This window comes from Mycobacterium paraense, from assembly GCF_002101815.1.
Taxonomy (GTDB): domain Bacteria; phylum Actinomycetota; class Actinomycetes; order Mycobacteriales; family Mycobacteriaceae; genus Mycobacterium; species Mycobacterium paraense.
On record NZ_LQPM01000012.1, the window covers coordinates 66336 to 87792 of the forward strand.

Sequence of the window (21457 nt, forward strand, 5' to 3'; positions counted from 1 at the left end):
AGCCACGGCGGACCCGCTCGGCGTGTCGTGTGCCTGGGCGCACACTCAAAAGCCGTCAGCGCACAGCCCATCGAGACTGAAACCAGCGCGTCGATTCGCCCGGATTCGCGATCTGAGCGCAGTTTCGGCGCTACTCGGAAGCGGCGTCCTTCGGCGCGTCGCCGAGGGTTTCCAGGACGACCTCGGCCACCCGCTTCATGGTGGTCCGCCGGTCCATGGCCGCGCGCTGAATCCACTTGAAGGCCTCGGGCTCGGTCATGCCCTGCTTGGTCTGCAGCAGGCCCTTGGCGCGTTCGACGACCTTGCGGGTCTCCAGCCGGTCGGACAGCGTCGCCACTTCCCGTTCCAGCTCGGTGATCTCGGCGAACCGGCTGACGGCCAGCTCGATGGCCGGGATCAGGTCGCTGATGGTGAACGGCTTCACCAGGTAGGCCATGGCGCCGGCGTCCCGGGCGCGTTCGACCAGGTCGCGCTGGCTGAACGCGGTCAGCACCACGATCGGCGCGATGCGCTTGCTGGCGATCTCCGAGGCCGCGTCGATGCCGTCGCGGCGGGGCATCTTCACGTCCATGATCACCAGGTCGGGCTTGTGACGCTCGGCCAGCTCGACGGCTTCCTGGCCGTCGCCGGCCTCGCCGACGATCTCGTACCCCTCCTCTCGGAGCATCTCCGCCAGGTCCAGCCGGATGAGCGCTTCGTCTTCCGCGATCAGGACCCGGCGCGGCGCAGCGGCGTCGGTGTCGGTCGTGGGGCCTGTCATGACGGACATTGTGTCGTGCACGCCCGCGACCAGCGAACTCGGGGGCGGTGAGAATCGATCGCGGCGGCAATCCTCTATGGTGGGAGGCTGCCCAGCCCTCGTATCCCAACTGGCAGAGGAAACGGACTCAAAACCCGTCCAGTGTGGGTTCGAATCCCACCGAGGGCACTCCCCATCCATGCTGTACACCATCGGACACGGCGCTAAGACCGCCGACGAACTCACCGCCGCGCTGCGCCAACACGGCATCACGCTGCTGGTGGACGTGCGCAGTTTCCCGGGCTCGCGGCGCAATCCCGACGTGTCGAAGGAGGCCATGCCGGAGTGGCTGAACGCCGCCGGGATCGCCTACCGGCACGAACCGGACCTCGGTGGGCGACGGAAACCGCCGACCGATCCGATCCCGTGGGACCAGTGGTGGGAGAACCCGGCGTTCGCCAACTACGCGGCGCACACCCGCACACAAGGCTTCCAGGCGGCCTACCGGCGCCTGCTGCGCGACGCCGAGGCGCACGACGTCGCGGTGATGTGCGGGGAACCAGTCTGGTGGCGTTGCCACCGGCGGATGATCGCCGACCTGGCCGCCCGGGACGGCCACCCGGTGCAGCACATCATGCCCAACGGCTCGCTCGCGCCGCACCGCCCGTCGGAGTGGCTCACCAGCGATCTCGATTAGTTGCGATCGCAAGCGCGGCTCAGCCGGGCGCCGCGGGTCGCAACCATTTGATTTGGCAGCCGACAAACAGCGAGGTCAACGGTTACGCTTTGAACGTGGTGGCCAAGAAGTGCGGGGCCCCACCCCGGAAAGACGGCTCGTCGAATCGCCCGGACTGCGTGGCCGCGGTGCGGGAGCAGACGCGCGACCGCAATCAGCACTACGCCGCCAGCGCCGCGCGTCGGGGCCGGATCCTCATGATCACCTCGTGGCTGGCCGTGATGGTCAGCGTGAGTTTCGTGGTCGTGCAGATCGCCACCGATTCCTGGACGTGGCAGGTCAGCTCGATCAACGTCATCGGCGCCATGGTCTTCGCGATGGTGCCGTGGCTGCAGCGATTCGGGGAATTGGTTGCGCCGCTTTCCTTTATCGGTGCGGCCTACGTCTCGGTATTCGCCAGCTGTCTGGACGTGGGCACCGGTTCGGGGGGTGAATTCTTCTTCCTGGTCGGCGCCTGCATCGTCGTGCTGCTGCTGGGGATCGAACACATCGTGTTGGCGTCGGCGCTGGCGGCCGTCGCCGCCGGCCTGATGATCGCCGTGGAGTTCTCCGTCCCGCGCAACACCGGGCTGCAGCCGGCCTGGGTGCAGTCGACGGGCTTTGTGGTCACCGCGGTCTCGAGCGTGGTGATGGTCGTCGTGACGGTGTGGTTCGCCCTGCGTGACACCGCGCGGGCGGAGGCCGTGATGGAGGCCCAGTACGACCGCTCGGAGACGCTGCTGGAAAACATGTTGCCCGCCAGCATCGCCGAGCGGCTCAAGGAGCCGGGCCGCGGCGTCATCGCCGACAAGTACGACGACGCAACGGTCTTGTTCGCCGACATCGTCGGGTTCACCGAACGCGCCAGCGGCACACCGCCGGCCGATCTGGTGCGTTTCCTCGACCGCCTCTACGGCGCCTTCGACGCGCTCGTGGACAAGCACCAACTGGAAAAGATCAAGGTGAGCGGCGATTCGTACATGGTGGTCAGCGGCGTCCCGCGCCCACGGCCCGATCATTCCCAGGCGCTGGCGGATTTCGCGCTCGACATGGCCAACGTCGCTGCGGGACTGAAGGATCCGCACGGCGAACCGGTGCCGTTGCGGGTGGGCATGGCATGTGGCCCCGTGGTCGCGGGTGTGGTGGGTTCTCGCCGGTTCTTCTACGACGTGTGGGGCGACGCGGTCAATGTCGCCTCCCGGATGGAGGCCACCGACTCGGTGGGCCGGATCCAGGTGCCCGACGCCATGTATGAGCGCCTCAAGGACGACTTCGTGCTGCAAGAGCGCGGCAGCATCGACATCAAGGGCAAGGGTCCGATGCGCACTTGGTATCTGATCGGACGCAAGGCAACCGAGCAGTCCACGGACGTGGATTCGGAGGAACCGCGCACCGCGCGCGTCTGAGCCGAAAGTCCCTATCCCCCGCACCGACGGTTGTGTCAGACTGCGGCCATGCAAACCACTCCGGTTCCAAGCTTGTTGCCGCACTTATGGAAATCGACGCTGGTATCGGGAATCCTGTCGCTGATCGTCGGCGCCGTGATCCTCGCGTGGCCGGGAATCACCATTCTCGCGGCCGCCGTCGCGTTCGGCGTCTACCTGCTGATCACCGGCGTCGCGCAGGTGGTGTTCGCGTTCAGCCTGCACGTCTCGGCGGGCAGCCGGGTCCTGCTGTTCATCAGCGGGGCGGCGTCACTCATCCTGGCGGTCTTGGCGTTTCGCCATTTCGGCCAGGGCTACGCCGTCTTGCTGCTGGCCATCTGGATCGGCATCGGGTTCATCTTTCGCGGGGTCGGTACGACGGTCTCGGCCATCAGCGATCCGGCGCTGCCCGGGCGCGGCTGGTCGATCTTCGTCGGCGTGATCAGCCTGCTCGCCGGGATCGTCGTTTTGGCGTCGCCGTTCGCGTCGATCGTCACCCTGGCGCTCGTGGTCGGTGTGTGGTTCGTGGTGATCGGCGTCTTCGAGGTCGTGTCGTCGTTCGGTATCCGCAAGGCGTCCAAACAACTCGGCGGGCAGGGCGTAGCGCCGGCCTGAGTGAACTACTACACTGTGTCGTAGCTGGCTCGTCGTCAGGAGAGATGACAATGAATGTCGTCGACATTTCGCGGTGGCAGTTCGGTATTACGACCGTCTACCACTTCATCTTCGTGCCGCTCACCATCGGGCTGGCTCCCCTGCTCGCCATCATGCAGACGGTGTGGGTGGCCACGGGGAACGCGGCGTGGTACCGCCTCACCAAGTTCTTCGGCAAGCTGTTCCTGATCAACTTCGCCATCGGCGTGGCGACGGGGATCGTTCAGGAATTCCAGTTCGGGATGAATTGGTCGGAGTACTCCCGGTTCGTCGGCGACATCTTCGGCGCCCCGCTGGCGATGGAGGGCCTGTTCGCCTTTTTCTTTGAGTCCACCTTCATCGGCCTGTGGATCTTCGGCTGGAGCCGGCTGCCTCGGCTGGTGCACCTGGCGTGCATCTGGATCGTCGCGATCGGCGTGAACGTGTCGGCTTTCTTCATCATCGTGGCGAACTCGTTCATGCAGCACCCGGTCGGCGCCCACTACAACCCGGTGACGCATCGCGCCGAGCTGGACAGCATCTCCGCGTTGTTGAGCAATAACACTGCGCGAGCGGCTTTTTCGCACACCGTGACCGGCGCGCTGCTGACCGCGGGGACGTTCGTCGCCGCCGTCAGCGCGTGGTGGCTGGTCCGCTCCGGCAAACCCGGGTCCACCCTCGCCGCGGCGGACGCCCGCGCCGTGTTTCGTCCCGCCGCCATCCTGGGCTGTTGGGTGGTGCTGCTCGCCGCGGTGGGCCTGTTCTTCACCGGGGACCGCCAGGGCAAGCTGATGTTCGTCCAGCAGCCGATGAAGATGGCGTCGGCGGAATCGTTGTGCAACACCGAATCCGATCCCGACTTCTCCATCCTGACGGTCGGCAAGCACAACAATTGCGACAGCATCACCCGCGTGATCGAGGTGCCCTACGTGCTGCCGTTCCTGGCCGAGGGCAAGACCAGCGGCGTGACGCTGCAGGGGGTGCGCAACATCCAGCAGGACTTCGAGCACCGATTCGGGCCCAACGATTACCGGCCCAACCTGTTCGTCACCTACTGGTCGTTCCGCGCGATGATCGGCTTCCTGGCGATCCCGGTGTTGTTCGCGCTGGCGACCCTGTGGTTCACCCGGGGTGGCCGGGCGCCCAACCAGCGCTGGTTCTCCTGGGTGGCGCTGCTCACCATTCCCACACCGTTCCTGGCGAACATCTCGGGTTGGGTGTTCACCGAAATGGGCCGCCAGCCATGGATCGTCGTGCCGAACCCGACCGGCGATCAACAGGTTCGGTTCACCGTTCACGAGGCCGTCTCCCACCTCGCCCCCGGCATGGTCGTCACCTCCCTGGTGACCTTCACGCTCGTCTACGCGGTGCTGGCGGTCATCTGGTTCTGGTTGCTCAAGCGCTACGTCGTCGAAGGGCCGCAGGAACACGACGCGGAACCGGCGCCGCCTCGCGCACCCAGCGACGACGAGGTGGCCCCCCTTTCGTTCGCGTATTAAGGAGCTGACCGGTGGCATTGCAACAGTTGTGGTTCGGCATCATCGGATTGCTGTTCCTCGGTTTTTTCATCCTGGAGGGCTTCGACTTCGGCGTCGGCATGCTGATGGAGCCGTTCGCCCGCCTAGGTCTTTCAGGCATCGGTGAGCCGGAACTGCAGCGGCGCACGGTGCTCAACACCATCGGCCCGGTGTGGGACGGCAACGAGGTCTGGCTGATCACCGGCGGCGCGGCGATGTTCGCCGCGTTCCCCGGCTGGTACGCCACGGTGTTCTCCACGCTGTATCTTCCGCTGCTGGCGATCCTGTTCGGCATGATCCTGCGAGCGGTGGCCATCGAATGGCGCGGCAAGGTCGACGACACGAAGTGGCGCGGCTGGGCCGATTTCGGGATCGCCGCCGGGTCGTGGCTGCCCGCTGTGCTGTGGGGCGTGGCGTTCGCCATCCTGGTCCGCGGTCTGCCGGTGGACGCCTCCGGGCGCATTCACCTGTCGATCACCGACGTACTCAACGTCTATACGCTGCTGGGCGGGCTGGCCACCGCGGGCCTGTTCCTGTTCTACGGCGCGGTGTTCGTCGCCTTGAAGACCTCGGGCGCCATCCGTGACGACGCCCACCGATTCGCGGTGTGGCTGTCACTTCCGGTGACGGGACTGGTTGCGGTGTTTGGGCTTTGGACGCAGCTGGCGCACGGCAAGGGCTGGACGTGGCTGGTGCTGGGCGTCGCGGTCGTCGCGCAGCTGGTGGCCGTGCTGCTGGTGTGGCGCCGCGCGTCGGACGGGTGGGCCTTCGCGTGCACGGCGCTGGTGGTCGCCGCCGTGGTCATCCTGCTGTTCGGCTCGCTGTATCCCAACCTGGTGCCCTCGACGCTGAACAGCCAGTGGAACGTGACGATCTACAACGCCTCGTCGACGCCCTACACCCTCAAGATCATGACCTGGGTGACCGCGATCATGGCGCCGCTGACGGTGATCTACCAGGCGTGGACGTATTGGGTGTTCCGGCAACGGATCTCGTCCGAGCGGATACCGCCGCCCATCGGCCTGGCGAGGCGTCCGTCCTGAGCAGCCGGGCACCGCTGGACCCGCGGCTGTGGCGCGCATCGACCGCGCTGCGGCGCTACCTGGTCGCCAGCGTGGTCTGCGGGATCGTGATCTCGGGCTGCGCGATCGGTTCGGCGATCGTGCTGGCCAGCACGGTCGCGCGGATCGTCGGCGACCCCTCCGCGCGCGGCCTGCGACCCTGGCTCACGCCGCTGTCGATCCTGTTGGCACTGTGGATCATTCGCACGGTGACGCAGTGGCTGCAGGCCCGCCTGGGCCAGCGGGGCGCCAGCGCCGTCATCGCCGACCTCAACGGCCAGGTGCTGGCGGCGGTGACCGCGCGGCAGCCACGCGAGCTGGCCGCGCAGCGCGACGCCGCGGCGGTCGTGGTCACCCGTGGACTCGACGGGTTGCGCCCCTACTTCGCCGGATACCTGCCGACCCTGCTGCTCGCCGCGATCCTGACCCCGGCGACCGTCGCCGTGATCGCCGCCTATGACCTGAAATCGACGGTGATCGTGGCGATCACCCTGCCCCTGATACCGATTTTCATGGTGTTGATCGGGATCGCGACGGCCGACCGCTCGGCGGCGGCGCTGGAGGCCATGACGACCCTGCAGGCCCGATTGCTGGACCTGATCGCCGGCATCCCGACGCTGCGAGCGCTGGGACGCGGACGGGGCCCCGAGCGGCGGATCGCCGAACTTGCCGCCGCCCATCGCCGCTCGGCGATGGCGACCCTGCGGATCGCTTTCCTGTCGGCGCTGGTGCTCGAATTGCTGGCGACCCTGGGCGTCGCGCTGATCGCGGTCGGCATCGGCCTGCGCCTGGTGTTCGGCGAGATGACCCTGACCACCGGGCTGACGGTGCTGCTGCTGGCGCCGGACGTCTACTGGCCGCTGCGGCGGATCGGCGTGGAATTCCATGCGGCCCAGGACGGTAGGACGGCCGCCGACAAGGCGTTCGCCCTCATCGGCGAGCCGGCCGCGCAGACGGTGCGCAACCGGACGGTGGACGCGCGCGGCAGCGAGATCCGCGTCGAACACCTCAGCGTGGCGGGCCGGGACGGGCGTGCGCCCCGCGAGGTGGACGCCGTCATCGAACCCGGTCGGGTGACGGTGCTGACCGGGCCCAACGGCGCCGGCAAGAGCACCACTTTGCAGGCCATCGCCGGGATCACCGTGCCGTCCGCGGGCCGGGTCACCGTAGGCGGGGCCGACGTCGCCGGCCTGGACCCTGCGGCGTGGTGGCGGCAGCTGTCCTGGCTGCCGCAGCGCCCGGTGCTGGTGCCCGGCACCGTGCGCGACAACCTGCTCCTGCTGGGACCGGTGGCCGACCTCGACGGCGCCTGTGCCGCAGCCGGTTTCGACGCCGTGCTGGCCGATTTGCCCGACGGGATGGACACCCGGCTCGGGCGCGGGGGCGTCGGGCTGTCGCTGGGACAGCGGCAACGGCTCGGCCTCGCGCGTGCGCTGGGCTCGGCGGCCCCGGTGCTGCTGCTCGACGAGCCCACCGCGCACCTGGACGCGCGCACCGAGGAACGGGTCCTGCGCGCGATCGTCGAGCGGGCGCACGCCGGGGCGACCGTGGTGGTGGTGGGCCACCGCGAGCCCGTCGTGGCGATCGGTGACCGGGTCGTCGCGGTCACCGCCGAGGCCGGGGTGGATCATGCCGCGGTCTGATCCCCTTTCGGCGGAGATCGCAAGCGCGGCGAAGCCGGGCGCCGCGGGTCGCCGCGAGATCACCGTAGCCGCCGCCGGCCTGCTGCGCCCGCGCGTGCCGCGGATCCTGGCGGCCGTCGCGCTGGGCGTCCTGTCGCTCGGCAGCGCCCTTGCGCTGGCCGGGTTTTCGGCCTGGCTGATCACGCGGGCCTGGCAGATGCCGCCCGTGCTGGACCTGTCGGTCGCGGTCGTCGCGGTGCGCACGTTCGCGATTTCGCGTGGCGTGCTGCACTACTGCGAGCGGCTGGCCACCCACGACGCCGCGCTGCGCGCGGCCGGCACGGCCCGGGCGCAGATCTATCGGCGGCTCGCCAACGGGCCCGCCGCGTCCGCCGTCCGGTTGCACAGCGGCGAGCTGGTGGCCCGGGTGGGCGCCGACGTCGACGAGCTGGCCAACGTCCTCGTGCGGGCCGTGGTGCCGGCCGCCGTCGCGGTGGTGCTCGGGTTGGCGGCGACGGCGGCAGTCGCCGTGATTTCCCCGCCGGCCGCGGCGGTGCTGGCGATGTGCCTGGTCGTCGCCGGCTTGGTTGGCCCCCGGCTCGCGGCGAGGGCCGCCGCCGCCCAGGAAGAGCTTGCCCGCCGGCACCACTCCGATCGCGACACCTCGGCGATGATCGCCCTCGAGCACGCCCCGGAGCTGCGCGTCGCCGGCGCCCTGCCCGGCGTCATCGCCGATGCGCAGCGCCGCCAACGCGATTGGGCCGATGCCCTGGACGCCGCCGCGCGACCGGCCGCCATCGCCGAGGCGATGCCCACCGCGGCGATCGGCGCCAGCGTGCTGGGCGCGGTGGTGGCCGGCATCGCGCTGGCCCACACCGTCGCGCCCACCACCCTGGCCGTGTTGATGTTGTTGCCGCTGTCCGCATTCGAGGCGACGACGGCGTTGCCCGCCGCCGCGGTCCAGCTGACGCGGTCGCGCATCGCCGCGCGCCGCCTGCTCGAGCTGGCTCCCCCCGAGCGCCCCACCGAGCCGAAACAGGCGGTGCCCGCGCGCGGGACACTTTCCGCCGATGTGCGCTCCGGACACGACGGTGCGTCGCGCGCGGTCCCGGTGCGGCTCGACCTGTCGCCGGGCGCCCGGCTGGCCGTCACGGGCGCCAGCGGCTCGGGCAAGACCACGCTGCTGATGACCCTCGCCGGGCTGATCCCCCCGCTCGCCGGGCGCGTGACGCTGGACGGAACCGACGTCGGCCGCTTCGACGAGGACGAACTGCACAGGGCCGTCAGCTTTTTCGCCGAGGACGCGCATGTCTTCGCCACCACCGTCCGGGACAACCTCCTGGTCGCCCGCGGCGACTGCGGCGACGACGAACTGGCGGCGGCGCTGGGCGCGGTCGGCCTCGGCGGGTGGCTGGCGGGTCTGCCGGAGGGCTTGTCGACGGTGTTAACCGGTGGCGCGCAGGCGCTGTCGGCGGGCCAGCGCCGGCGGTTGCTACTCGCTCGCGCCGTGATCGCACCGGCCCGCATCGTGCTGCTCGACGAGCCGACCGAGCACCTCGACGCGGTCGACGGCGAACGGATCCTGTGCGCACTGTTGGGCCCGGACTCGGCGCTGATGTCGGCGGAGCGGACCGTCGTGGTGGCCACCCACCACCTGCCCGAGGGCGTTCCCTGCCGCGAATTGCGCGTCGGTCAGCCGTGACCACACAGACGCCGCAGCACGTCGTCGAGCGTCTCGGCGCCGGCGTGCGGATCGCGCAGCCGCGGCGGGCAACGTCCCCACAGCACGAGAGGCAGCTCGTGCGGCCGTAGCTCTACCACCACGCCGTCGCGCGGCGCGGTCGCCGACAGGCCCTTGCCCGGAGCCACAGCCAGATCGGCGCGGCCAGCGCTCCGCAAGATCACCGGCCGCGGCGCCACGTCGGGCCGACGCCAGCGCCGGGCTTCCGCCAGGGCGGGCAGCGCCTCGAAGGCGGCCAGCGCATGCGCGACCATCGCCGGGTCGGACAGCAACCGGACACCGACGTCGTCGTCCCCCACCAGATCCCATCGATGTAGCACCGCCTCGCTGTGGCTGTGCATGCGCAGCCGGTCGGGAGTCATCGCCCATCCCGTGTAGACGACAGTGTCGGATTCGTCGAGGGCCGCCACCTTCGACTCGAAGCGAGCGGCGTGTTCCACCAGTCGTTGTCGCAGTTCAGGGTCGGGCATCGCGCGAAACGGCGGCTCGCGCACTTCCCATGACCGTGTCGGCCTGGCCGGCCGACCCGCCAGGCGATCGTCGATCAGGTTGGCACGCTCCTCGGCGGCGGCGGTCACATGCGCGGCGAGCTCGTGGGCGCTCCAGCCCGCACACCACGTCGGCGCCGTCGGCAGTAGCCGTGACAGGCTCGCGACGAACGCGCGCATGGCCTCGTCGCGCAAGCCGAAGGTCTCTCTCACCAGTTCAGCCAACAGGCCCGCCGCGGCTGGAGGCTAGCGGTTTTTCGACATCACAGCCGGTGTTGGGGCGCTTCAGTTTTCGGCGGCCAGCACGTCACGGACCGCGGCGTCGACCGTGCTCAGCACATCGGGGTCGATGCCGACGCGGCCGCGCACCAAGATCGACGCGCTGTTGACCGGCGGCAGGCCCTCGGCCAGGCAGAGGCCATCGGGCAGCTTTCCGATCATCGGTAGCAGCGCGACCCCGAGCCCGGACCGCACCGCCGCGTAAAGACCGGACAGATCACCGCACTCGGCGGCGATCTCGTAGGCGATGTCGCGCTGGTCCAGCGCCGAAAAGGCGGGCTCGCGCAACGTGCAGGGTTCGGAGAAGATCACCAGCGGCAGCGGATCCCGGGTCGAGGCAGCGAACGTCCGCGCCGAAATCCATTGCAGCCGAACCAGACCGGACGCGTTGGCACGATCGAGGCCCGACCCGTCGAGCATGATCGCCAAGTCCACCAGCCCCCGCTCGATCGAGTCGGCCAGCGACACGTTGCGGTCAAGCCGGAAGCGCACCCGCCGGTCGGGAAGTCGCTCACGCAACGCGCCGGTCAGGCCGGCCAGCATCACGTCGGCGCCGTGTTCGGTGGCGCCGATCGTCAACAGCGCCGGTTCGGTGGCGCCCAGGTCGTCAAGCGCCGCATCATGCGCGGCCAGAATCGCGCGGGCGTGCCGCAGCAGCTTGTGGCCCGCTTCGGTGAACACGACGCCGCGACCCGAGCGTTCGACCACCGTCTGGCCGATCACCGCCTCGATTCTGCGCAGGTGCTGACTGACCGCCGACTGGCTGAGGTGCAGCGCCGCGGCCGCGCGGTGGAACCCGCCGCAATCGGCGACGGCGACGAGGCTGCGCAGCGGCGCGATGTCGAGGGCCTGGGCCACCCCCGCACCATAGTTCGATTCACATCAATGATCAATAGACCGCCGCTGGGCTCGAAATTCGCCCATTGCCCTACCGACCGATAAGCGGTTGCGATCGTTTGCGACCGCCAATAATCGTTGGACTGAATGGGTCGAGCACGCGAGCATGGTGGCATGGACTTGCCGCGCATGCCGCTGTCCACCGCCTCGGCGGTGACGTTCCTCTACGCGATCGGATATCCCATCGGCGTCCTTGCGGTGACCGCAATGACCCCGATGGCCACCCTGGTGCTGCGGTTCGGGTTGGCCGGGTCGATCCTGGCCGTCTGGACGATTGCGGCGAAGGCGCCCTGGCCGCGCGGGGCGCGGCTCGTTCACGTCCTGGTGGCCGGCCTGCTGATCCAGGGCGTGCAGTTCTGCAGCATTTACGAAGCCGTCGAGCTCGGGGCGCCGGCCGTGCTGTGCGCGGTGGTCATTGCGATGAACCCGGTGACCACGGCGATCCTCGCCACCGTGTTCCTGCGCGAACCGCTGGGCTTGCAGCGGCTGGCGGCGCTGGCCCTCGGCGTCGCGGCCGTGCTCGCCGCGTGCGCCCGCCGGCTGATGACCACCCACGGCGTCGACCCCGTCTTTGTGCTGCTTATCGTTGGCCTGCTCGGCCTTTCGGCCGGCGGCGTCTACCAGCAGCGCTTCTGCGCCGGAGTCGACTTCCGGGCGATGAGCGCGGTGCAGAACGCCGTCGGCCTCGTTCCTGCCGCGGCGCTGGCCGCCTTGACGCCCTTCGCCGTGCACGACGCGACCAGGGCCGCCGTCGCGGTCGCCGCCATGGTGCTGTTGAACGCGACGCTGGCGGTCAGCCTGTACGTGCGCGCCATCAGCACGCACGGCGCGGCGGCCGTTGCGATGCTCTTTGCCGTCATTCCGGCGGTCGCCGGGTTGCTGTCCTGGGTGATGCTGGGCCAGCGCCCGGATGTCGGCGTGGCGGTCGGCCTGCTCGTCGGCGGGCTGGCCTGCTGGCTCAACAGCCGCGCCTCCGCCCCGCCCCGCCCGGCGAAAGCCGCCGAGCCCCAAACGATTCCCGAAACCTGCGTCGTCGGCTAGAGGTGGCGCCGGCGCGGCATGAACTCCAGCGTCAGCAACACCACCACGAGCGGGAGCAACTGGGTCATCGAGATCAGCGCGTAGCGACGGGCGTCCATGGCATGGAACTTGCGCACGTACCGGAACAACGATTCCAGCGCGATCAGCGGGTCGAGGATGTGGATCAACCGGTAGAAGACGCGCTGCAGCCGGCCGCGATCCTTGTCCTCGAAGATCTCCGGGAACGCCGCGAACGACAGCGATACCCGCTGCGCGCCAGCGTGTTTGGCGGCCATGATCATGTCGACGCTGAGCCGCTCGTCGATGCCGTTCGGGGATCCGCGGCGACGCCACGGGACGTCGAGGCTGACATCGCTGCCCCCGCCGGCGGTCGCATAGCGGTGGAAGCCCTGCACGCGCCCGTCGGCGTCGCGGGCGATGATGAGCTTGATTCCGGGGAAGCGGCCCTCCAGCACGCCGTCGAGGTTCATGTAGAAGCCGCGGTCATAATGGGTGCCGCTTGGGGACGCGCGCACCACGTCGGTCAGCTCCGCGAGCAGCTTGTCGTCGAGTTGCTGCTCGTCGACGATTTCCGTGGTGATGCCGAAGTTGTGGGTGCGCTTCACGGCCTGACGCAGGTTGCGGAACTTGCGGCCCACCATTTCGAAACCGGCCACGTCGACGACGACGTCGCGGCCGATCGGGATGGCCCGCAGCGATTGCCCGATGACCGCGGGGTCCCGCCACAACTCGAGTCGCCGCTCGCTGCAGCCCACGACCGCGATCCGCCAGCCGTGGGTGTGACACATGGCGGCGAAGTCGGCGACCAGTTCGGGGAATTTCGTTTCGTCTCCGACGGGATCGCCGCCGACCGCGGCGTATCCCAGCCGGGTCCGGTATGCCAGCGCGGCCGTCCCGTCGGCGGTGAAGTGGTAACACTTGCCCGTCTGCATCGCGAAGGGCGCCAGCGGGTCATCGGCGGTGACGTCGATCAACGACCACACCCGCAGCAGGTCCGCGGCTCGCGGATGCGCCGACGTCGGCCACATCAACACGATCCCGGACCCGACGATCAGCACGTCGCCCAGCAGGTCGAAGGACAGCACGTGCGCGCCCAGCCCCGCCACGACGAACAGCGCGGCGGCGGTGGCGTGCATGGTCGTCACCGGGCGGCCCAGGAAGATGCCGCGGGCGATGAACGCCACGGCGCCCAGCACCGTCAGCGACCAGCCCAGCCGGTCGCTGTAGTGCCAATCCGGCTGCTGGTGGTGTCGGGCGAGGATGACGACCAGCCAGGCCGCCGCGCAGAGCAGGGCCAGCGCCCCGACCCAGCGGGCTGCCAGTGAATCGACATGGACGACAACGCGTTCTCGGGCGCGGGGCTTTGCAGCGACGTCGACCGGTCCGTTCACCTTCACCTCCCGATGCGATCACTCACGTCGGCAGTTTGTTCCCGCCACTCGCACCGAATACCCGGCTGACTGGAACTTACGCCCGTGGCGGCCCCGATAGGCCAAAAATCAGGCGGTTTTCCAGCGGGTATGCCGTACTGTGACCTTTCTATCGCTGGGCGGGCGGGAAATATAACAACAGGCCTTCCTGCGCCACGGTGGCGATGGCCCGGCCGGCGGCGTCGAAGAAGTGTCCGGTGCCCAGCCCGCGCGAATCCGCGGCCACCGGCGACGACGTGGAGTACAGCAACCAGTCGTTGAAGTTGACCGGCCGGTGAAACCACACGGAGTGGTTGGCGGACGCGGCGAAGATGCGGTCGAACCCCCACGACAGCCCGTGGGTGGTGATGACCGAGTCCAGCACCGTGGTGTCCGAGGAGAACAGCAGGGCCGCGGTGTGCAGAACCGGGTCCTCGGGCAACGCACCCAGCGCCTTCATCCAGACCCTGTTGTGCGGCAGCCGCTCGCCCTTGTCGCGCATGATCCAGGAGGGATCGTTGGTGAAGCGCCATTCGATCGGCTGCAGGGCGTTGACGAAGTGCGGCACGACCTTTTCGTAGCCACGCAACAGGTCGCCGAGCGGCGGTTGCGTATGGGGCTGCGGCACCTGCGGCGGGTCGACGGCGTGCTCGAGGCCGGGACCGCCCGACATGTACGAGATCAGCGCGGACGACAACACGACGCCGTCCTGCACCGCGTCGACGCGCCGGTTGGCGAAGCGCCGCTCGTCGCGCAGCCGCGTCACCTGGAACTCGATGTCCTTGGCGGTGTCCCCGCCGTTGATGAAGTGCACGGACAGCGCGCTGGGCGGCAGCTCGTCGGACTTCAGCGTGCGGCTGCTGGCGACGAACGACTGCGCCATGAGCTGCCCGCCGAAGGTGCGCATCGGGTTCTTGCTGGGGTGGGATCCGACGAACCGGTCCTCGGCGACCCGTCGGAGGTCGAGTATCGCCAGCAGTTCCTCGAAATCAGAATTGGTGCTGATCGCGGCCTCTCCTCTTGGGGTCCTATGGGTCCCTGCGCTAGACGTCGTCCTCCCCGATCCGGTGCACATGGATCAGATTTGTCGACCCTACTGTGCCGGGTGGCGCGCCTGCGACGATGACCACCAGATCGCCGCGCTTGTAGCGGCCGAGCTCGAGCAGCGACTTGTCGACCTGGCGGATCATGCCGTCGGTCGACGTCATCATCGGGACGATGAAGGTCTCGGTGCCCCAGGTCATGGCGAGCTGGCTGCGCACCTCGGGCCACGCGGTGAAGGCGAGCAGCGGCAGCGGGGTGTGCAGGCGCGCCAGCCGCTTGACGGTGTCACCGGACTGGGTGAAGGCGACCAACGCCTTCGCGTCGAGCCGCTCGCCGATGTCGCGGGCGGCGTAGGAGATCACGCCGCGTTTGGTGCGGGGCACGTGCGTCAGCGGCGGCGCGGCCGTGGAGTTCTCCTCGACCGCGCACACGATGCGCGACATCGTCCGAACCGCCGCCAGCGGATACTTGCCCACCGACGTCTCCCCCGACAACATCAACGCGTCGGCGCCGTCGAGCACGGCGTTGGCGACGTCGGAGGCCTCGGCTCGGGTGGGTCGCGAGTTTTCGATCATCGAGTCGAGCATCTGGGTCGCAACGATGACGGGTTTCGCGTTCTCCCTGGCGATTTGGATCGCCCGCTTCTGCACCAGCGGCACCTCTTCGAGGGGCAGCTCGACGCCCAGGTCGCCACGGGCCACCATGATGCCGTCGAACGCCAGCACGATGGCTTCCAGGTTGTCGACGGCTTCCGGCTTTTCCAGCTTGGCGATCACCGGCACCCGCCGCCCGATGCGGTCCATCACCTCGTGCACGAGTTCGACGTCGGACGGCGAACGCACGAATGAGAGCGCGACCAGGTCGACCCCCAGGTTCAGCGCGAACGTCAGGTCGTCGATGTCCTTGTCCGACAACGCGGGGGCGGACACGTTCACGCCGGGCAGCGAGAGGCCCTTGTTGTTGCTGACCGGGCCGCCCTCGACGACGGTGCAGACGACGTCGTCGCCGTCGATGGCGTCCACCACCAGGCAGACCTTGCCGTCGTCGACCAGGATGCGGTCACCGACCACGGCGTCCTGGGCCAGCTTTTTGTAGGTGGTGGACACGCGGTCGTGGCTGCCTTCGCATTCGGCGACGGTGATGCGGACCGTCTCCCCGTCGGCCCAGAACGTGGGGCCGCTGGCGAAGCGTCCCAGCCTGATCTTGGGGCCCTGTAGGTCCGCGAGCACGCCGACCGCGCGGCCGGTGGTGTCGGACGCGGCCCGCACGCGGTCGTAGGCGGCCTTGTGATCGGCGTAGTCCCCGTGGCTGAAGTTCATTCGAGCGACGTCCATTCCGGCCTCTACCAGCGCCAGGATCAGTTCGTCGGAGCTTGTTGCCGGGCCCAGGGTGCAGACGATCTTCCCGCGTCTACTCACGGCGAACCAGCATAGTCGCGCGGCGCGGGGGCAGCCCGAGTTAACCGATTGGACGCAGCGCGGCTACCCGCTGAGGACGGTCGGAACCAGCGGGAAGCCTGGCAGGTTGCGCAGCACGGTCCACGCGATCGCCACGGCTGTGACCGTCACCACCGCCGGCGTCGACAACACCGGCTCGCCGCGCCGGCGCCGCAGCAGGATCCAGCCCGCCAGCGCCGGGAGGGCAAACAGCAGGAAGAGGTTGTCGTTGATGGTGGCCATCAGGTCACCGTGCAGCAGATCATGCGTCATGCGAAGGCCGCCGCACAGGGGGCAATTCCAACCCGTAAGCCACTTGAACGGGCACAGCGGATACACCGAATGCGTGTTGTGCGGATCGACCAGCGCGACGTAGCCGACCGCGCCCGCCAACAGCGCGCCGGTGCCCGCCGCGGCGTACGTCCGGTTCACGTCCTCACTTTAATGCGCCGAACGTCGGGTTGTTGCGGGGAAACCCGCGTATTTCCCGCAACAACCCGACGTTCGACAGTTGTCGCGGCGAGTGTGGATCCTGGGCGACGACACGCCGACGAACTTCACCACCAGCTCACACCGAAACGCCCCGAGTTCACACTCGACCCGGCGGATGACGTTCGCGGGCCGGTCCTTTCCGCCGCGAGCCGGGCGCTAGCGGCCGCGTCGGTTCCGCAGCCGGAAGCTCAATCGCCTCCGTGTTGCGGCCGGGGCATCCACTACGGCCTCTTCCGCCTCGGCGTCGGACTCGGGTTCCGAGTCAGCTTCGGGCTCTTGATCTTTGGGCTCGGTCGTCTCGGGCTCGTTCTCAAGGTCTTCGGCTTCGGGTTCGGCGACCTCGGCCTGCTCGGCCTCCGTCGCGACGGCCTCGGCCTCCGCGGCCTCGGACTCCTCGCCCTCCGGCTCCACGGGTTCGCTCTCGGTCTCCGCGACCGCGGCCTCGGCCTCCGCGACTTCAGGTTCCGACGCCTCGGCCGCGTCGGCCTCCAGTTCTTCGGCTTCGGCCTCTTCGGCTTCCGGCTCCTCGGCCTCCGCCTCTTGTGCTACGGGTTCCTGCTCTTCGGCTTCCGGCTCCGCGGCCTCCGCCTCGTCGGCCTTTTCGGCCTCCGGCTCCTCGGCCTCTTCAGCTTCGGCTTCCGGCTCCTCCGGCTCAGCCTCTTCGGCTTCCGGTTCCGGCACCTCGGCTTCTTCGGCTTCCGGCGCCTCCGCCTCGGCCTCTTCCGCTTCGGGTTCCGCCACCTCGACTGCTTCGGTCTCGGACTCCGCGACCTCCGCCTCGTCGGCCACGGGTTCCGCGACCTCCGCCTCGGCGGTTGCAGGCTCCGCCGCCTCCAGCTCGGCCGTCTCCGGGACCTCGGCCTCCGCTTTCACGGTCTCGGCGTCGGCTTCGGGCGCGACGGGCTCCACAGGTTTCGGCCGCCGGCGCGGAATCAGCCTCTTCGCCGTCTTGCCCGCCGCCATCACGCCCGCGACCGTGGCCGCCGCCATCACCGAAGCGCCGGTGATCGCCTCGGGTTCCGGTTCGGCTTGCGGCTTGGGCGCCGGCGCGTCCTCGGGCACTGGATACCCGGTGTGCAGGCTCGCGGGGTCCTCGCGGCCCTTCGGCGCCAGGATGATGTACACGATCGCACCGATGAACACGAAAGTCGATGTGAAGACGTTGATTCGGATTCCGGCGATGAGCGTGGCCGTGTCGTTGCGCAGCAGCTCCACACCGAAGCGCCCGACGCAGTAGCAGGCGACATACAACGCGAACAGCCGTCCGTGACCGAACTTGAACCGCCGGTCCACGTAGATCAACGCGACGAAAACCAGGACGTTCCAGATCAATTCGTACAAGAACGTCGGCTGCACCACGAGCGCGACCTGCCCGGTCGACACGCCGTCGAGCGAATGCGGGTCCACGTAACCGGAGGGGTCGCGCCGGTAGAAGATCTCCAAACCCCACGGCACCGTGGTTTCCCGGCCGTAGAGCTCCTGGTTGAAGTAGTTGCCGAGCCGACCGATGGCCTGCGCCAAGATGATTCCCGGCGCGATCGCGTCGCCGAAGGCGGGCAGCGGAATTCCGCGACGCCGGCAGGCGATCCACGCGCCGACGCCGCCGAGCGCCACCGCGCCCCAGATGCCCAGGCCGCCGTCCCAGATTCGCAGCGCCGCGCCGAACCCGGCGCCGCCCGGGCCCCAATAGGTCCGCCAGTCGGTGGCGAGGTGATAGAGCCGGCCGCCGATCAATCCGAACGGCACCGCCCACAGCGCGATGTCGTAGATGACGCCCCGTTGGCCGCCGCGGGCCTCCCAGCGCCGGTCCCCGATCATCAGCGCAACCACGATGCCGGTGATGATGAACAGCGCGTAGGCGCGGATCGGCAACGGCCCGAGGTGCCACACACCCCGCGGGGGGCTGGGGAAATACGCGAGCAGGTGCGTCACGATGCGGCCGCCCGCTGCCGCACACCGATGGCGAGTTCCTCGGTCAGCGCGCGCAGCGCGGGCAGACCGCCGCCGCCCAGCGCCGACACCAACGCGGACCCGACGATGACCCCGTCGGCGTAGCCGCCGATCTGCGCGGCCTGCTCCCTTGAGCGCACACCGAGGCCGACGCCGACGGGTATGTCGGACACCGTCCTGACCCGGCGCACCAATTCCGGTGCGGCGTGCGACACCGCGTCACGCGCCCCGGTGACCCCCATCGTCGAGGCCGCGTAGACGAAGCCGCGCGACGCCTCGACCGTGGTCGCCAGCCGCTCCGGCGTCGACGAGGGCGCGACCAGGAAGATGCGATCCAGCCGATGCGCGTCGGAGGCCGCCAACCACTGCCCGGCCTCGTCGGGGATGAGGTCGGGGGTGATCAGGCCGTGCCCGCCGGCCGCCGCCAGGTCCCGGGCGAAGGCGTCAACGCCGTAGCGCAGCACCGGATTCCAATACGTCATCACCACCGCCCGGCCGCCGGCCGCGCTGATCGCGTCGACCGCGGCCAGCGTGTCCCGGACCCGCACTCCCCCGTGCAACGCGGCCTCGGTAGCCCGCGCGATCGTCGGGCCGTCCATGCCCGGATCCGAGTACGGCACGCCGACTTCGATGATGTCGCAACCGGATTCGACGAGCGCGATCATCGCGTCGATCGAGGTGGCCACGTCGGGGTAGCCCGTCGGCAGGTAACCGATCAGCGCCGCCCGGCCGTCGGCGCGGCACGACTCGAAAGCCGGGCCCAGCCGGCTCGCCTCGCTCTGTTGCACGGTCATTGCTCGTCGGTCTCCATCAGGCCGAACCACTTCGCGGCCGTCGCGACGTCCTTGTCGCCGCGGCCCGACAGGTTCACCACGATGACCGCGCCGCCGCCCAACTCGGTTCCGAGCTGCAGCGCGCCGGCCACCGCGTGCGCCGATTCGATGGCCGGGATGATGCCCTCGGTGCGGCACAGCAGGCCGAACGCGTCCATCGCCTCGGCGTCGGTGATGGGCCGGTACTCGGCGCGTCCCGTCTGCCTGAGCCAGGCGTGTTCGGGGCCCACGCCGGGATAGTCCAGACCCGCTGAGATGGAATGGGATTCGATGGTCTGGCCGTCCTCGTCCTGCAGCAGGTAGGAGAACGATCCCTGGAAGGCCCCGGGCGAACCGCCGCTGAACGTCGCCGCATGCCTGCCGGTCTCGACGCCGTCGCCGGCCGCCTCGAATCCGACCAGCCGCACACCCGGATCGTCGATGAAGGCGTGGAAGATCCCGATCGCGTTGGATCCCCCGCCGATGCAGGCGGTGACCGCATCGGGCAGCCGGCCCGCCTGCGCCTGGATCTGCACGCGCGTCTCCAGCCCGATGACGCGCTGAAAGTCACGGACCATGGTGGGGAACGGGTGCGGTCCGGCCGCGGTGCCGAAGCAGTAGTAGGTGCTGTCGGCGTTGGTAACCCAGTCGCGGAACGCCTCGTTGATGGCGTCCTTGAGCGTGCGGGAGCCGGTTTCCACCGAGACGACCTCGGCGCCCAGCAGCCGCATCCGGGCCACGTTGAGCGCCTGCCGGGCGGTGTCGACGGCGCCCATGTAGACCACGCAATCGAGTCCGAGCAACGCGCACGCGGTGGCCGTGGCCACGCCGTGCTGCCCGGCCCCGGTCTCGGCGATCACCCGGTTCTTGCCCATCCGCTTGGCCAGCAGCGCCTGGCCGAGCACGTTGTTGATCTTGTGAGAACCGGTGTGGTTCAAGTCTTCTCGCTTGAGGAAGATCCGCGCCGAGCCGGCGTGCTCGGACAGGCGGGTGGCCTCGTACAGCGGCGACGGCCGGCCGGTGTAGTTGGCCTGCAGCGCGTCGAGGGTGTCGAGGAAGTCGGGGTTGACGCGTTCCTTCTCGTAGGCGGCGGTGACCTCTTCGATCACGGCCATCAGCGCCTCGGCGACGTAGCGGCCGCCGTAGCCACCGGGGCCGCCGAAATGACCACCCGGGTCGGGATCGTGGCGGGTGGGTTCGGCGATGGCCGCACTCGAAAGCGGAAGCTCCGGGCGGGACAGATCCACCATCACCAATTCTCGACGCGGGGACAGCTCATCGGCGGCTAGCGCGACGGTTTGGGGCAGGACGGATGGGTGCCCGCGGTGACGAGATCGGCGACCGCCGCGCGCGGGTCGCCGCTTTTGACCAGACCCTCGCCGACCAGAACCGCGTCGGCGCCGGCACCGGCGTAGGCCAGCAGGTCACCGGTGCCGCGCACGCCGGATTCGGCGATCCGGATCACGTTGCTGGGCAGCCCCGGCGCGATGCGCGCGAAGCAATCCCGGTCCACTTCCAGGGTCGCGAGGTCGCGGGCGTTGACGCCGATCACGTTGGCCCCGGCCTTCAGCGCCCGGTCGGCCTCTTGCTCGGTGTGCACTTCGACGAGTGCGGTCATGCCGAGCGATTCCGTGCGGTCCAGCATCGACACCAACGCCGACTGCTCCAGCGCGGCGACGATCAGCAACAGCATGTCGGCGCCGTGCGCGCGCGCCTCGTGGATCTGGTAGGGCTGCACCACAAAGTCTTTGCGCAGCACCGGGATTGACACCGCGGCCCGCACCGCGTCCAGGTCGTCGAGCGAGCCGCGGAAGCGCCGCTCCTCGGTCAGCACGCTGATGATGCGGGCGCCGCCGTCCTCGTAGGCCTGGGCCAGCTTCGCCGGATCGGCAATGGGCGCTAGCGAACCCGCCGACGGGCTGGCGCGCTTGACCTCCGCGATGACGCCGATACCGGGCTCGCGCAGGGCGGCCATCACGTCCAGCGGTGGTGGCGCCGCCGCGGCGGCCGCCTTGATTTCGGTCAGGCTGACAACGGCTTCGCGCGCGGCAACGTCGGCCCGGACTCCCTCGAGGATGGAGTCAAGCACGGATGCCGGACTCATGCCTGTCGTTCCCTTCCCACTGCCATCACACTGTCGCCACGATTACTTAGCCG

The 21457-nt window shown here is 69.3% G+C and carries 19 protein-coding genes and 1 tRNA gene; 9 read left to right on the plus strand and 11 right to left on the minus strand.

Features of this window, described 5'->3' with window-relative positions:
• Positions 1–130 precede the first annotated feature (130 nt).
• Positions 131–760 carry an ANTAR domain-containing response regulator gene (locus AWB89_RS11705; RefSeq protein WP_085094844.1) on the minus strand — a complete coding sequence of 210 codons (630 nt, stop codon included), beginning with the start codon at positions 758–760 and terminating at the stop codon, positions 131–133.
• A 94-nt stretch (positions 761–854) separates the two neighbouring features.
• Here AWB89_RS11705 and AWB89_RS11710 point away from each other — a divergent pair.
• The 8 genes from AWB89_RS11710 to cydC all read left to right on the plus strand — a co-directional run bounded on the left by AWB89_RS11710 (position 855) and on the right by cydC (position 9413).
• A tRNA-Leu gene (locus tag AWB89_RS11710) sits at positions 855–928 on the plus strand.
• A 10-nt stretch (positions 929–938) separates the two neighbouring features.
• Positions 939–1436 carry a DUF488 domain-containing protein gene (locus AWB89_RS11715; RefSeq protein WP_085173738.1) on the plus strand — a complete coding sequence of 166 codons (498 nt, stop codon included), beginning with the start codon at positions 939–941 and terminating at the stop codon, positions 1434–1436.
• A gap of 95 nt (positions 1437–1531) precedes the next feature.
• Positions 1532–2860 (plus strand): adenylate/guanylate cyclase domain-containing protein, encoded by a 1329-nt coding sequence (locus AWB89_RS11720; protein ID WP_085173802.1) that lies wholly within the window; start codon positions 1532–1534, stop codon positions 2858–2860.
• Between the two features lie 30 nt (positions 2861–2890).
• Complete coding sequence (locus AWB89_RS11725; RefSeq protein WP_142280145.1) at positions 2891–3493, plus strand: HdeD family acid-resistance protein; 603 nt, start codon at positions 2891–2893, stop codon at positions 3491–3493.
• A 50-nt stretch (positions 3494–3543) separates the two neighbouring features.
• A complete protein-coding gene (locus AWB89_RS11730) occupies positions 3544–5010 on the plus strand; it encodes a cytochrome ubiquinol oxidase subunit I (protein WP_085173740.1) in 1467 nt (488 codons plus the stop codon).
• Positions 5011–5021: 11 nt separating this feature from the next.
• Positions 5022–6071, plus strand: coding sequence for a cytochrome d ubiquinol oxidase subunit II (gene cydB / locus AWB89_RS11735; RefSeq protein WP_085173742.1), 1050 nt, complete (start codon positions 5022–5024; stop codon positions 6069–6071).
• A 71-nt stretch (positions 6072–6142) separates the two neighbouring features.
• Positions 6143–7732, plus strand: a complete 1590-nt coding sequence (cydD, locus tag AWB89_RS11740) for a thiol reductant ABC exporter subunit CydD (RefSeq protein WP_241520476.1) — start codon at positions 6143–6145, stop codon at positions 7730–7732.
• Positions 7719–9413 carry a thiol reductant ABC exporter subunit CydC gene (cydC, locus tag AWB89_RS11745; RefSeq protein WP_085173744.1) on the plus strand — a complete coding sequence of 565 codons (1695 nt, stop codon included), beginning with the start codon at positions 7719–7721 and terminating at the stop codon, positions 9411–9413. The genes cydD and cydC overlap by 14 nt, the downstream gene beginning before the upstream one ends.
• Here the strand turns inward: cydC and AWB89_RS11750 are convergent.
• Together AWB89_RS11750 and AWB89_RS11755 are read right to left on the minus strand one after the other, a co-directional pair.
• The gene (locus tag AWB89_RS11750; RefSeq protein ID WP_085173746.1) at positions 9404–10165 is read right to left on the minus strand and encodes a maleylpyruvate isomerase N-terminal domain-containing protein; all 762 of its coding nucleotides are present in this window, start codon (positions 10163–10165) and stop codon (positions 9404–9406) included. The two genes, cydC and AWB89_RS11750, sit on opposite strands and share 10 nt — an antisense overlap.
• Before the next feature lie 60 nt (positions 10166–10225).
• Entirely contained in the window at positions 10226–11077 is an 852-nt protein-coding gene (locus AWB89_RS11755) for a LysR family transcriptional regulator (protein ID WP_085173748.1), read from the minus strand.
• Between the two features lie 168 nt (positions 11078–11245).
• Here AWB89_RS11755 and AWB89_RS11760 point away from each other — a divergent pair, with 168 nt between their 5' ends.
• Positions 11246–12157, plus strand: coding sequence for a DMT family transporter (locus AWB89_RS11760; RefSeq protein ID WP_085094836.1), 912 nt, complete (start codon positions 11246–11248; stop codon positions 12155–12157).
• On the opposite strand, the gene AWB89_RS11765 is transcribed toward AWB89_RS11760, so the two are convergent.
• The 8 genes from AWB89_RS11765 to trpC all read right to left on the minus strand — a co-directional run bounded on the left by AWB89_RS11765 (position 12154) and on the right by trpC (position 21404).
• On the minus strand, positions 12154–13548 hold the full coding sequence (locus AWB89_RS11765) for a bifunctional lysylphosphatidylglycerol flippase/synthetase MprF (RefSeq protein ID WP_085173808.1): 1395 nt from the start codon (positions 13546–13548) through the stop codon (positions 12154–12156). The two genes, AWB89_RS11760 and AWB89_RS11765, sit on opposite strands and share 4 nt — an antisense overlap.
• A gap of 148 nt (positions 13549–13696) precedes the next feature.
• Positions 13697–14641, minus strand: a complete 945-nt coding sequence (locus AWB89_RS11770; RefSeq protein ID WP_085173751.1) for an acyl-CoA thioesterase II — start codon at positions 14639–14641, stop codon at positions 13697–13699.
• Positions 14610–16028, minus strand: coding sequence for a pyruvate kinase (pyk, locus tag AWB89_RS11775; protein ID WP_085094726.1), 1419 nt, complete (start codon positions 16026–16028; stop codon positions 14610–14612). The genes AWB89_RS11770 and pyk overlap by 32 nt, the downstream gene beginning before the upstream one ends.
• A 63-nt stretch (positions 16029–16091) precedes the next feature.
• Positions 16092–16478: a DUF2752 domain-containing protein gene (locus tag AWB89_RS11780; RefSeq protein WP_085094724.1), complete on the minus strand. Its 387-nt coding sequence runs from the start codon at positions 16476–16478 to the stop codon at positions 16092–16094.
• Between the two features lie 216 nt (positions 16479–16694).
• The gene (locus tag AWB89_RS11785) at positions 16695–18470 is read right to left on the minus strand and encodes a prolipoprotein diacylglyceryl transferase (protein ID WP_085173753.1); all 1776 of its coding nucleotides are present in this window, start codon (positions 18468–18470) and stop codon (positions 16695–16697) included.
• Complete coding sequence (trpA, locus tag AWB89_RS11790; protein ID WP_085173755.1) at positions 18467–19282, minus strand: tryptophan synthase subunit alpha; 816 nt, start codon at positions 19280–19282, stop codon at positions 18467–18469. The genes AWB89_RS11785 and trpA overlap by 4 nt, the downstream gene beginning before the upstream one ends.
• Complete coding sequence (trpB, locus tag AWB89_RS11795; RefSeq protein ID WP_085094719.1) at positions 19279–20550, minus strand: tryptophan synthase subunit beta; 1272 nt, start codon at positions 20548–20550, stop codon at positions 19279–19281. The genes trpA and trpB overlap by 4 nt, the downstream gene beginning before the upstream one ends.
• A 35-nt stretch (positions 20551–20585) precedes the next feature.
• A complete protein-coding gene (gene trpC, locus AWB89_RS11800) occupies positions 20586–21404 on the minus strand; it encodes an indole-3-glycerol phosphate synthase TrpC (RefSeq protein ID WP_085094717.1) in 819 nt (272 codons plus the stop codon).
• Positions 21405–21457: the final 53 nt, after the last annotated feature.